Genomic DNA, 12,167 nt, shown 5'->3' on the forward strand with positions numbered 1-12,167 from the left:
ACCCGTGCTCCTGTCGCCATCAGGCCCTCGGCTGCTGTTGCGTGATGCAGTGGATGCCGCCGCCGCCCGAGAAGATCGCCCGCGCGTCCACCAGCGTCACCGTCCGCTCGGGGAACAGCCGCCGGAAGATCCCGGCCGCGATCTCGTCGCGCGGGTCGTCGAAGCCGCAGAGCACGACTCCGCCGTTGCAGAGGTAGTGGTTGATGTAGGAGTAGTCGGCCCAGTGGCCGTCCGCCTCCAGGACCGTCGGGGCGGGGACCTCGACGACCTCGATCCGACGGCCTCGGGCGTCGGTCTGCGCCCCGAGCAGCCCGATGATCTCCTTCGACACCTCGTGGTCGGGGTGCGCCGGGTCCGGCTGGGAGTGCGCGACGACGACTCCGGGCCGGGCGAAGGCGGCGACGATGTCGACATGGCCGAGCGTCCCGTATCCGTGCGGGGGATAGTCGCCGGTCAGTCCGCGCGGCAGCCAGATGGCCCGGCGGGTGCCGAGCTGGGCGTGGATCTCCGCCTCCACCTGCTCCCTCGTCCAGTCCGGGTTGCGCTCGGGGCCGAGCTGCACGGTCTCGGTGAGCAGCACCGTGCCCTCGCCGTCCACGTGGATCGCGCCGCCCTCGTTGACGAGCTTCGAGGTGTACGTCCGTGCCCCGGCCAGGTCCGACACGTACGCCGCAATCTTGGCGTCGTGTTCCCAGCGGGCCCAGCCCTGGGCGCCCCAGCCGTTGAACGTCCAGTCCACGGCGGCGAGTTCGCCCTTCCCGTCGGTGAGGAAGGTGGGGCCGATGTCACGCATCCAGGCGTCGTCGAGTTCCCGCTCGACGGTGTCGATGCCCGGGCCGAGGAGCTCCCGGGCCGCCGCGGACTGTCCCGGACCGCACACCACGGTCACGGGTTCGAAGCGCCGGACCGTACGGGCCACCGCCGCCCACGCCGCGCGCGACCCGGCGAGGTCGTCCGGGTCGTCGAAGGTGTGGTTGGGGCCCGGCCACGCCATCCAGGTGCGCTCGTGCGGGGTCCACTCGGCGGGCATGCGGAAGCCGTCGGCGGCAGCCTTGTTCATCGGGGTCCTCATCGGGTCCTCGTCGGTCCTCATCGGGTCCTCATCGGGTCCTCATCGGGTTTCTCACAGGAAGTACAGGCGGTTGAGGGAGACCGAGTCGGCCGGCTCGGAGCGCAACGGGTCGCCGTCGAGGGTGACCAGGCCGGTGCGCTGGTCCACATCGACCGTTCCGGTACGGGAGTTGAGGCGCAGGTCGGCCGGACCGATGCCGCGGGTGCCGCGAACCGCCACGCGGCGGCGGCGCGTCGGCATGCCGTCGTTGCCCTGGTCGAGCGCGGCCCGCGCCACGAAGGCGACGGAGAGGTCCGCGGGTGTGGTGCCGTGCGCCCCGAACTGCGGTCCGAGGACCAGGGGTTCGCAGGTGTCGGTCGCCGCGTTCGGGTCGCCCACGACTCCGTACGCCGGGAAGCCGGACTTGAGCACGAGCTGCGGTTTCGCGCCGAAGAACTCGGGGCGCCACAGCACGATGTCGGCGAGCTTGCCGGTCTCGATGGAGCCGACCTCGTGGGAGAGGCCGTGTGCGATGGCGGGGTTGATGGTGAGCTTGGCGATATAGCGCAGGACGCGCGCGTTGTCGTCGCCCGAGCGGTCCTCTTCGATCGGCCCCAGCTCCGCCTTCATCTTCCCGGCCATCGCGAACGTCCGGCGCACGGTCTCCCCCGCGCGCCCCATCCCCTGCGCATCCGACGAGGTGATGCCGATCGCGCCCAGGTCGTGCAGGACGTCCTCGGCGCCCATCGTCCCGGCCCGTATCCGGTCGCGGGCCATCGCCGCGTCGCCGGGCAGGTCGGTCTTGAGGTCATGGACGGAGACGATCATCCCGTAGTGCTCGGCGACCGCGTCCCGGCCGAAGGGCAGGGTGGGGTTGGTGGAGGAGCCGATGACGTTCGGAACTCCCGCCATTTTCAACACGTTCGGCACATGACCGCCGCCGCAGCCCTCGATGTGGAAGGCGTGGATGGTGCGGCCTTCGAGGACGCGCAGGGTGTCCTCGACGGACAGGCACTCGTTCAACCCGTCGCTGTGCAGGGCAACTTGGACGTCGTACTCCTCGGCGACCCGGAGGGCCGTGTCGAGCGCGCGGGTGTGGGCGCCCATGTCCTCGTGGACCTTGAAGCCGGAGGCTCCGCCCTCGGCCAGGGCCTCGACGAGCGGCGCCTCGTGGGAGGACGAACCCCGGCCCAGGAAGCCGATGTTGACCGGCCACGCGTCGAAGGCGTTGAACGCGTGCCGCAGCGCCCAGGGCGAGTTGACGCCGACGCCCCACACCGGCCCGAACTCCTGCCCGATGATCGTCGTCACGCCGGACGCGAGCGAGGCCTCCATGACCCGCGGCGAGAGCAGGTGGACGTGCGTGTCGACGGCTCCGGCGGTGGCGATCAGCCCCTCCCCGGAGACGATGGACGTACCGGTGCCGACCACGACGTCGACGCCGTCGAGGGTGTCGGGGTTCCCGGCCCGGCCGATGGAACAGATCCGCCCCTCGCGGATGCCGATGGAGACCTTCCGGATCCCCTGCGCCGCGTCGATCACCACCACGTTGCTGATGACGACGTCACAGGTCTCGCGGACAGCGGCGGCCTTGAGGTGCAGCCCGTCGCGCGCGGTCTTGCCGAACCCGGCGAGGAACTCGTCGCCGGACTTCTGGGCGTCGGACTCGACGCGGATCGTGAGCCCCGAGTCACCGAGGCGGACGCGGTCGCCGGCCCGGGGGCCGTGGGTGGCGGCGTACTCGTACGGATTCATCGTGTCGCTCCCCGGCCCTCTGGCTCGCCCTCGGGAGCCGCGGCTCCCAGATATCCGCAGGCCGCTGCCCTGTGCAGGGCCTCTTCCTTCGCGCCCGGCGCGTCCAGCGGGCCGTCCACGAGCCCGGCGAACCCGATCGCGATCCGCTCGCCCCCGACCGGCAGGAGCCCGACCTCGACGCGCTCGCCAGGACCGAACCGCACCGACGATCCCGCGGGCACGGCGAGCCGCATCCCGTAGGCGTCCGCGCGGGGGAAGTCGAGCCGCGGGTTGGCCTCGAAGAAGTGGAAGTGGGAGGTGACGGAGACGGGCACGGTGGCGGTGTTGGTGACCGCGAGCCGCACGACCGCCTCGGGCTCGGCGTGCACGGGCCCGGGCAGCAGCGCCCCGGGGGCCCGCTCCCCCAGCCCGCCGCCGATGGGGTCGGCCACGACCGCGAGCCGCGAGCCGTCGTCGAAGACGGCCTCGACATGGACCTCGGTCACGATGTCGGCGACACCCGGCAGCACGTCGTCGGGGCCGAGCACCGCCCGGGCCGCCTCGATGGCCTCGGCGAGCCGCCGCCCGTCGCGCGCGGCCTCGCAGACGGTGTCCGCGATGAGCGCGGTCGCCTCCGGCACGTTGAGCCTGAGGCCGCGCGCCCGGCGGGCACGGGCCAGCTCGGCGGCCCCGAACAGGAGCAGCCGGTCACGTTCCGTGGGGGTCAGTCTCACGCCGCGACACCTCCTTGCGTCACACGATTTAGAGCATCACTCTAACCATGAGCTTCATGGAACGGAACCATTGACGGGCGACGACGAACCCGTCACATTGAACGTCGCTCTAAAGTGCGGGGCGCAAGGGGCCGATCGAAGGGGACCTGCCAATGCCGGTGGAACAACACGGAGTCGACACCATCCCGGAGGAGGAGCGGACGAGCGGTCCCCGGGACCTGGTCTCGATCCTGCTCGGCTCGAACCTCTGCCTCGGCGTGATCATCTTCGGCTGGCTGCCGCCGTCGTTCGGCCTCGACTGGTGGTCGTCCGTCACGTCGGTCGTCGTGGGCACGCTGGTCGGCACGGCCCTCACGGCCCCGCTCGCGCTGGTCTCCCTGCGCACGGCGACGAACCTCTCGACGTCGTCCGGCGCCCAGTTCGGCGTCCGCGGCCGGCTCGTCGGCTCGGTCGTCGGCATGCTGCTCGCCCTCGGCTACACGGCCCTGACCGTGTGGATCGGCGGCGACGTGATGGTGGGCGTACTGCACCGCCTGTTCGGACTGCCGGCCTCGGACCTCTCGTACGCGCTGGTCTACGCCCTGCTCTCGGCGGCCACCGTGGCGGGCGCCGTGTACGGCTACCGCGTGCTGCTTCGCATGTCCCGGATCCTGGCGGTGGGCATGACGGCCCTGCTGGTCCTCGGGGTGTTCGCGTACGCGCCGCACTTCACGACCTCCGCGCTGCCGGAGGCGGGCGGCCATCTGCTCGGCGGCTTCTGGCCGACGTGGCTGCTGGCGGCGGTGGCCGCGGGCCTCTCGGGCCCGGTCGCGTTCATCACGCTGCTCGGCGACTACACGCGCTACATCTCACCCGCCCGGCACTCCTCCCGCACGGTCCTGCGCGCGACCTGGCTGGGCCTGACCGCCGGGCTCCTGGTCCCCCAGCTCTTCGGCACCTTCACGGCGTACGCGGCCGGTGCGGCCCTCGACTACGCGGGCCCGCTGGTCTCCGCCGCCCCCGGCTGGTACCTGGTCCCGCTCCTGCTCGCCGCCTCAGCCGGATCCGTCGGCAACGCGGGTCTGATGCTGTACTCAATGGGCCTCGACCTGGACGCGATCCTCCCGCGTGCCTCCCGTACCCGGGCCACGTACACGGTCGCCGTCGTCGCCACGGCCTGTGTCTTCGTCGGCCACTACGCGTCGAGCGCCCAGGACGCGATGACGTCCTTCGTACTACTGCTGACCGCGGTCGGCACCCCATGGGCGGTCATCACACTCATCGGCTTCGTACGCTGCCGCGGTGTGTACGACCCGGACGCCCTCCAGGTCTTCAACCGCCGTTCCCGGGGCGGGATCTACTGGTACTCGGCCGGCTGGAACATCCCGGCCACCCTGTCGTGGACCCTGGGCGCCGCCACCGGACTGCTCGCGGTGTCCCTCCCGTCGTACGAGGGCCCGCTGCTGGCGCTGACCGGCGGGGTGGACTGCAGTTTCCTGCTGTCGGGGCTGGTCGGCGGCACCGCGTACCTGGCTCTGACGGCACGGTCGCCTCGGACGCCGGTGTCCTCGGAGGGCTCGGAGGTCTCGGGGACAGAGACCCGTCGGGCCTCGGTCTCCTCGTAGCGCGGAAGGCCCGCCCCCGATGCAGGGAGCGGGCCTCACGCAACGTAACCACTGAGTCCAGACGGCAACGTAACCGCCGGGCCGGAGCCTCAGCCCAGGTTGTGCATCCAGCCGTGCTGGTCCTTCGTCACGCCCCGCTGGATGTCGAGGAGGCCCTGGCGGAGCTTGAGGGTGACCTCGCCGGGCTCGCCGCCGGACTGCTGCCACTCGGCGGAGGAGCGCTTGACGGTGCCGACGGGGGTGATGACGGCCGCCGTGCCGCAGGCGAAGACCTCGGTCAGGCTGCCGTTCTCGGCGTCGCGCTGCCACTGGTCGATGGAGACGCGGGCCTCCTCGGACTCGTAGCCGAGGTCACGGGCGACCGAGAGGAGCGAGTCGCGGGTGACGCCCTCCAGGATGGAGCCCGTCAGCGTGGGCGTGACGATCTTGTCGCCGTACACGAAGTACAGGTTCATGCCGCCCAGTTCCTCGACCCACTTGTGCTCGACGGCGTCGAGGTAGCAGACCTGGTCGCAGCCCTTCGAGGCGGCCTCGGCCTGGGCGAGCAGGGACGCGGCGTAGTTGCCGCCGGTCTTGGCGTCGCCCATGCCGCCGGGGACGGCGCGCACGCGGTCCTCGGAGAGCCAGATCGAGACGGGCTTCACACCGCCCGGGAAGTACGCGCCGGCGGGGGACGCGATGACCAGGAAGAGGTACTCGTTGGCGGGCTTCACGCCCAGGCCGACCTCACTCGCGATCATGAACGGGCGCAGGTAGAGCGACTCCTCGCCGCCGTGCGCGGGCACCCATGCCTTGTCCTGCTGGACCAGCGCGTCGCAGGCCTCGATGAACGTCTCGACGGGCAGCTCGGGCATGGCCAGGCGACGGGCGGAGGACTGGAAGCGCAGGGCGTTGCGGTCCGGGCGGAAGGTGGCCACGGAACCGTCGGGCTGCCGGTAGGCCTTCAGGCCCTCGAAGATCTCCTGCGCGTAGTGCAGGACGTTGGTCGCCGGGTCCAGGGAGAGCGGACCGTACGGCGTGAGCTGGCCGTCGTGCCAGCCGCGGCCCTCCGTCCACTTGATCGTCACCATGTGGTCGGTGAAGTGGCGGCCGAACCCGGGGCTGGCGAGGATGGCCTCGCGCTCCGCGCCGGAGAGTGGCGAGGCCGAGGGCTTGAGCTCGATCGTGGGCGTCGTCATGAGTAGGTGTCCTTCACCGGTTTCGTGTGTGACGGGCCGCGCTCACGCCTGTACCTGCCAGTGGCCGGTGTTAGGACGTCCGAGCATTCCCTCATTCCGCGGCTCCGCGTTCGATTATCGCGCGTGCGGGGCCATGGACGAAAAGGGCGTGAATGCGACCCAGAGGATGATGGTGACACCCGGCGGGGACATAGAAAAGCCGCCGGGTGCTTGAGAGACCCGGCGGCTTCGAGAGTTTCGAGTGGCAGCGCTGGGGGTCCCCCCGCGCTCTTAAAGCTGTGGGGGAGGTCAGCCGGCTACTCGTACGGCGAGCGCGTCGCCGATTTCCTCGGTGCTGCGGGCGGGCTTGCCGACGCGCTCCGCGAGGTCTGCGGAGACGGCGTCCTCGATGCGCGCGGCCTCGGACTCGTGGCCGAGGTGGCGCAGCAGGAGGGCGACGGACAGGACGGTGGCGCTGGGGTCGGCCTTGCCCTGGCCTGCGATGTCCGGGGCCGAGCCGTGCACGGGCTCGAACATCGACGGGAACTCGCCGGAGGGGTTGATGTTCCCGCTCGCGGCGACGCCGATGCCGCCGGAGACGGCCGCGGCGAGGTCGGTGATGATGTCGCCGAAGAGGTTGTCGGTGACGATCACGTCGAAGCGGGCGGGGTCCGTGACGAGGTAGATCGTCGCGGCGTCCACGTGGATGTAGTCCGTGGTGACCTCGGGGAACTCCTCGGCCACCTTGTTGAAGACGTTCGTCCACAGGTGACCCGCGAAGGTCAGCACGTTGTTCTTGTGGACCAGCGTGAGCTTCTTGCGCGGGCGGGCCTGGGCGCGGGCGAAGGCGTCACGGACGACGCGCTCCACACCGAAGGCCGTGTTCACGGAGACCTCGGTGGCGACCTCGTGCTCGGTGCCCTTGCGGATGGTGCCGCCGTTGCCCGTGTACGGGCCCTCGGTGCCCTCGCGGACCACGACGAAGTCGATCTCCGGCTGGCCGGCGAGCGGGGTGGCGACACCCGGAAGGAGCTTCGACGGACGCAGGTTGACGTGGTGGTCGAAGGCGAAGCGGAGCTTCAGCAGGAAGCCGCGCTCCAGGACACCGGACGGCACGCTCGGGTCACCGATCGCGCCGAGCAGGATGGCGTCGTGCTTCTTCAGGGCGTCCAGGTCGGCCTCGGTGAGGGTCTCACCGGTCGCGTGGTAGCGCTTGGCGCCGAAGTCGAACTCCTTGGTCTCCAGCTTCACATCCTGCGGAAGGACGGCCGAGAGGACCTTCAGGCCTTGGGCCACGACTTCCTGGCCGATGCCGTCACCGGGGATCACTGCGAGATTGAGGCTGCGAGACATGTCGGCACCCTACTCCTCGTCCCACGGGATGACATGGGGAGTCCGCGATACGGACACCACCTGAGGGCCGCGCATCAATCTGTCGGCTCCCGTTCACCCGTACGTATGGCGGTTGTTGGGACACGCTGGGAAGTTCACCACCATGGACACTCCCGACGTCGGCATCCCGCCGCAGCTCGCACGCCGGATGAGCATGGCGGAGCAGTACGAGTACCTGCGGACGAAGTACTCGCGGCGCCGCGCCCTGGTGACCGCGGGAGCGGTGGCCGGCGGGCTGCTGACCGGCTGCTCGGGCTCGGGCTCCGGCACGGACACGGCGAGCCGGACGGCCTCGCCCCTGTCCGCCACGTCCACGCCCACCGGCACCCGTGGGGTGAACGGCTCGGTCGTCGCCCCCTTCGGCCGCCACCTCGCCTTCGGCGCGGACCCGAAGACGCAGATGCGGATCTCGTGGCAGGTGCCGCTCCCGGTGAAGAAGCCGTACGTGCGTGTGGGGCTGAAGCCGTGGGAGCTGAGCCGGAAGATCGAGGCCGAGGTCCGCGATCTGCACACCCCGGAGGTGGAGGGGCAGCGGCTCGCGGTGGAGCAGTACTACCTGCACGCGGCGCTCGACGGCCTGCGCCCCGGCACGACGTACTACTACGGCGTCGGCCACGAGGGCTTCGACCCGGCGTCCAAGGAGCGGCATTCCACGGTCGGCTCGTTCACCACGGCGCCCGCCCGCCCCGAGACGTTCGTGTTCACCGCGTTCGGCGACCAGGGTGTCACTCCGGACGCGCTCGCCAGCGACCGGCTGATCCTCGGCCGGGAGCCGTCCTTCCATCTGCACGCGGGGGACATCTGCTACGCCGACGACACGGGACACGGCAAGAAGTCGGACTACTACGCCCCCACCACCTGGGACCTGTTCCTCAAGCAGACCGAGCCGGTGGCCAGGTCCGTCCCGTGGATGGTGACGACCGGCAACCACGACATGGAGGCCTGGTACTCCCCGAACGGGTACGGCGGGCAGTCCGCGCGCTGGGCCCTCCCGGACAACGGCTTCGACGCGAAGAACTCCCCGGGCGTCTACTCGTTCACGTACGGCAACGTCGGGGTGGTGGCGCTGGACGCGAACGACGTGTCGTACGAGATCCCCGCCAACAAGGGCTATTCGGACGGCAAGCAGACGGCATGGCTCGACACCCGGCTCGGTGAACTGCGCAAGCAGGTCGACTTCATCGTGGTCTTCTTCCACCACTGCACGTACTCGACGTCGACCCACGCCTCGGACGGCGGCGTACGCGACGCCTGGCTGCCGCTGCTCACCAAGCACCAGGTGGACCTGGTGATCAACGGGCACAACCACGTGTACGAGCGGACCGACGCCATCAAGGGCGGCAAGGTGGGCAGGCGGGTGCCCGTCGGCGCGTCGACCGATCCGAGGAAGGACGGGATCGTGTACGTCACGGCGGGCGGGGCGGGCAAGAGCCTCTACCACTTCCCCGCCGGGGTGAAGGACAGCTACGAGGGGAAGATCGCCGACCGCGAGTCCGTGCAGACGTACCACTGGACGAAGTCGAAGGACCAGAACCCCGACACCGTGGAGTGGTCGAGGGTGCGGTACACCGGCTACTCCTTCCTCTCTGTGGAGGCGGAGGCGGGAGCGGCCCCGAAGCTCAAGGTGTCGGCGCTGGCGCAGAGCGGAAAGCGCATCGACTACTTCGAGGTGCGACGCGGGGCGTGAGGCCCCGCGCCGCACCTCGTGCGGGCGCGGCTCCCGGCTTGTTTCGGTGAAGCTGTGTTCGGTGAGGCAGGACCGGGCTCAGTGCCCGGTCGAGCCGCCGTTGTCCCTGCGGTCGAGGGCGCGCTGGAGCGCTGCGGCGGCGTTCTTGCGGTCGGACTCGCTCGAACGGGAGACGTGACGGACTCGGCGGGCGGTCGTCTCGGCCATGATGAATCGACTCCTTGCCTCCGGCAGCGGCCGCCGGAAGTGCGGTGAGGGATTTACGAGACGCCGGGTGGGGCGGGGAGCGGTGCCGCAGGGGTTGCCTGCAAAGGGCTCCGGCTCACAACCGCCATTCGCTTGGTCTAGCGAGACGTTCGGCTCCTACAAAGCTAAGTGAGGACCGCGCATCTGTCTCCACAGTTAGTCGGACTTCCTACTATCTGAGACGGCGGATCGGGTCGGACCGCGCTGACCTGCGCTTTTTACATTTGCCTCTCTAGAGGGCAGCTCCAAGGGCAGCCCTAAAGGACATCGCCGTCGCGCCAGTCGAAGGTCAGCTCGCAGGACGGGCCGAGGGCGGCGCGGAGTTCGGCGGGGGTGAGGTCCGCCGTGTGGGCGGTGCGCAGCCGGATGATCATCGCATCAGTATCGGACGGCCATCGCCTCAGCCTTGCGAAGTGAACCTCCGTACCGTCCCGAGTGATCCTCCCCTACTGAATGACGCATCAGCAATCCGATGTCTGATGCTGTCAGATTCCTTGACATGCCACAAAGCCCCCTCCACTCTCGCATTTATCGACCAGTCATCGGATGACTGCGACAGGAGGGGTTCCACATGGCGGTCCAACCCCGGGCCCGCACCATCGTGTTGACGCTCTGTTCCGCACTCCTCGCCACCACCGCGGCGACGCTTCCGGCCCGTGCCGAGGCGCCCGCCCGCCCCGCGTCCTGGGAGGTGCGCGGTCCGCACGGCTCCCCCACGGCCGTGGTCTCCCTCGACCCGGCCGACGGCAGCCCGGCCCTGGCGGTCAGACGGGCCGGCCGTACGGTCCTCGAACCGTCCCCCGTCGGCCTCGTCACCGAACAGGCCGACTTCTCCCGGAACTTGACCCTCACCGGCCGCTCCGACCGCACGATCTCGGAGCGCTACACCGTCCCGACGGGCAAGTCGCACAAGCGGGTTGTCCGGATGACCGAGTCCCGTTTCCGCTTCCGTACGGCGGACGGCGCGCGTATCGACCTGCTGACCCGCGTCGCCGCGGACGGTGTCGCCTATCGCTACGTCCTGCCGGACGATCACGGCGATGTCGTACGCGAGGCATCCGCGTTCACCTTCCCCGCCACCGCCGAGCCCGTCATCAGCGCCTACCGCCGGGACAACGAACTCCCCTTCGTCCGCTACCCGTCGGCGGCCGCGGTACCGGCGGGCTCGTACTCGATGCAGGCCCTCTTCAAGACGGACGGCGGCTACGCCCTGGTCGCCGAGTCGGACCTGACCGGGAGCTACGCCGGATCCCATCTCACGCACACCGCAGGCTCGCCCACGTTCGGCGTGAGCCCGTGGAACGACGAGCCGATCAAGGTGTCCGGCGGGCTCACCACGCCCTGGCGCGCGCTGGTCACCGGCGATCTTTCGACGGTCACGGAGTCGACGTTCACCGACGACCTCGCCCCCAGGTCCCGTGTCCGCGACACCTCCTGGATCAAGCCGGGCCCGGCCCTGTGGACCTGGCTCGCCGGCGGCAAGGAGGCCGGGCAGAGCCTGGAGGCGCAGAAGAAGTACGTCGACTACGCGGCCCAGCGCGACTGGCCGTACGAGGTCGTCGACGCGGGCTGGTACTACAAGCCCGGCGAGTGGGACGTCATCGACCCCGACTGGCAGACGAACAACTGGATGCCGGAGCTGGTGCGTTACGGCAAGGAGCGCGGCGTCGGGATCCAGGTCTGGCTCCACTACTCGCTCCTCGTCGACCCCGTCGAACGGGAGAAGTGGCTCTCCACGCTGGAGCGTTGGGGCGTCAAGGGCGTGAAGATCGACTTCATGGACTCCGAGTCCCAGGAGCGGATGGCCTGGTACGACGAGATCCTGCCGGCCACCGCGAAGCACCACCTGATGGTCAACTTCCATGGCTCCACGATCCCCAAGGGCATCCAGCGCACCTGGCCGCACGTGATGACGCTGGAGGGCGTCGGCGGCGAGGAGAAGCGCAACAACACGCCCGAGCAGCTGGCCGCGCTCCCCTACACCCGCAACGTCATCGGCTCCATGGACTTCACGCCGGGCGCCTTCCACCGCCCCTTCCGCCCCAACGTCGGCTCCGACGCGGGTGAGTTGGGCCTGACCGTCCTCTACGAGTCCGGCATCCAGAACCTCGCCGGCACCCCTGAGTCGTACGAGGCCCGCCCGGAGGCCCGCCGCTATCTGGAGCAACTGCCCAGCGGCTGGGAGGAGACCAGGCTGCTGACCGGCGATCCCGGCCGCTCCGCGGTCTTGGCCCGCCGTGCGCCCGACGGCCGCTGGTTCATCGGCGGCACGTTCGCGGGGGCGGCCCACAGCGTGGACGTACCCATGCGGTTGGGCGCGGGCAAATGGCTCGTCGAGACCGTGACCGACGGCCCGGCGGGCCTGGTCCGCGAACCGCACGTCGTCCGCGGCGGCGCCTCGCTCACCGTGCCCGTCGTGACGGACGGCGGCTTCGCCGCGCTGGCCTGCCGCTGGTACCCGGGCCGGACGAGCTGCGACCGCTGACACCGCACGTCAGAGACGTGGACCGTGGCCCTGTCTCCGCGCGGAGACAGGGCCACGGTCCGTCGGCACGACGCACG

The 12,167-nt window shown here is 70.3% G+C and carries 9 protein-coding genes; 3 read left to right on the forward strand and 6 right to left on the reverse strand.

The annotated features are described in order from the left end of the window. Positions 1-19: 19 nt before the first annotated feature. From ACFWXQ_RS42620 to ureA, 3 genes are all read right to left on the reverse strand, one after another. Positions 20-1,060, reverse strand: coding sequence for an agmatine/peptidylarginine deiminase (locus ACFWXQ_RS42620; protein ID WP_383952270.1), 1,041 nt, complete (start codon positions 1,058-1,060; stop codon positions 20-22). Positions 1,061-1,123: 63 nt separating this feature from the next. Continuing rightward, positions 1,124-2,806 (reverse strand): urease subunit alpha, encoded by a 1,683-nt coding sequence (locus ACFWXQ_RS42625; RefSeq protein WP_383952262.1) that lies wholly within the window; start codon positions 2,804-2,806, stop codon positions 1,124-1,126. After that, entirely contained in the window at positions 2,803-3,519 is a 717-nt protein-coding gene (ureA, locus tag ACFWXQ_RS42630; protein WP_383952260.1) for an urease subunit gamma, read from the reverse strand. The genes ACFWXQ_RS42625 and ureA overlap by 4 nt, the downstream gene beginning before the upstream one ends. A gap of 152 nt (positions 3,520-3,671) precedes the next feature. On the opposite strand from ureA, the gene ACFWXQ_RS42635 reads away from it, so the two are divergent. Beyond that, positions 3,672-5,123: a cytosine permease gene (locus tag ACFWXQ_RS42635; protein ID WP_383952258.1), complete on the forward strand. Its 1,452-nt coding sequence runs from the start codon at positions 3,672-3,674 to the stop codon at positions 5,121-5,123. Between the two features lie 89 nt (positions 5,124-5,212). Here the strand turns inward: ACFWXQ_RS42635 and ACFWXQ_RS42640 are convergent, their stop codons facing one another. After that, entirely contained in the window at positions 5,213-6,301 is a 1,089-nt protein-coding gene (locus ACFWXQ_RS42640; RefSeq protein ID WP_383952256.1) for a branched-chain amino acid aminotransferase, read from the reverse strand. 288 nt (positions 6,302-6,589) lie between these two features. Further along, positions 6,590-7,633, reverse strand: a complete 1,044-nt coding sequence (locus tag ACFWXQ_RS42645) for a 3-isopropylmalate dehydrogenase (RefSeq protein WP_189843633.1) — start codon at positions 7,631-7,633, stop codon at positions 6,590-6,592. 142 nt (positions 7,634-7,775) lie between these two features. Between ACFWXQ_RS42645 and ACFWXQ_RS42650 the strand changes: the two genes are divergently transcribed. Beyond that, positions 7,776-9,359: a purple acid phosphatase family protein gene (locus ACFWXQ_RS42650; protein ID WP_383952254.1), complete on the forward strand. Its 1,584-nt coding sequence runs from the start codon at positions 7,776-7,778 to the stop codon at positions 9,357-9,359. A gap of 78 nt (positions 9,360-9,437) precedes the next feature. On the opposite strand, the gene ACFWXQ_RS42655 is transcribed toward ACFWXQ_RS42650, so the two are convergent. Next, a complete protein-coding gene (locus ACFWXQ_RS42655) occupies positions 9,438-9,566 on the reverse strand; it encodes a hypothetical protein (protein ID WP_260695433.1) in 129 nt (42 codons plus the stop codon). Between the two features lie 610 nt (positions 9,567-10,176). On the opposite strand from ACFWXQ_RS42655, the gene ACFWXQ_RS42660 reads away from it, so the two are divergent. Further along, positions 10,177-12,090 carry a glycoside hydrolase family 97 catalytic domain-containing protein gene (locus ACFWXQ_RS42660; protein WP_383952252.1) on the forward strand — a complete coding sequence of 638 codons (1,914 nt, stop codon included), beginning with the start codon at positions 10,177-10,179 and terminating at the stop codon, positions 12,088-12,090. Positions 12,091-12,167: the final 77 nt, after the last annotated feature.

The sequence above is a fragment of the Streptomyces sp. NPDC058697 genome, assembly GCF_042715345.1.
Lineage (GTDB): Bacteria > Actinomycetota > Actinomycetes > Streptomycetales > Streptomycetaceae > Streptomyces > Streptomyces liliifuscus.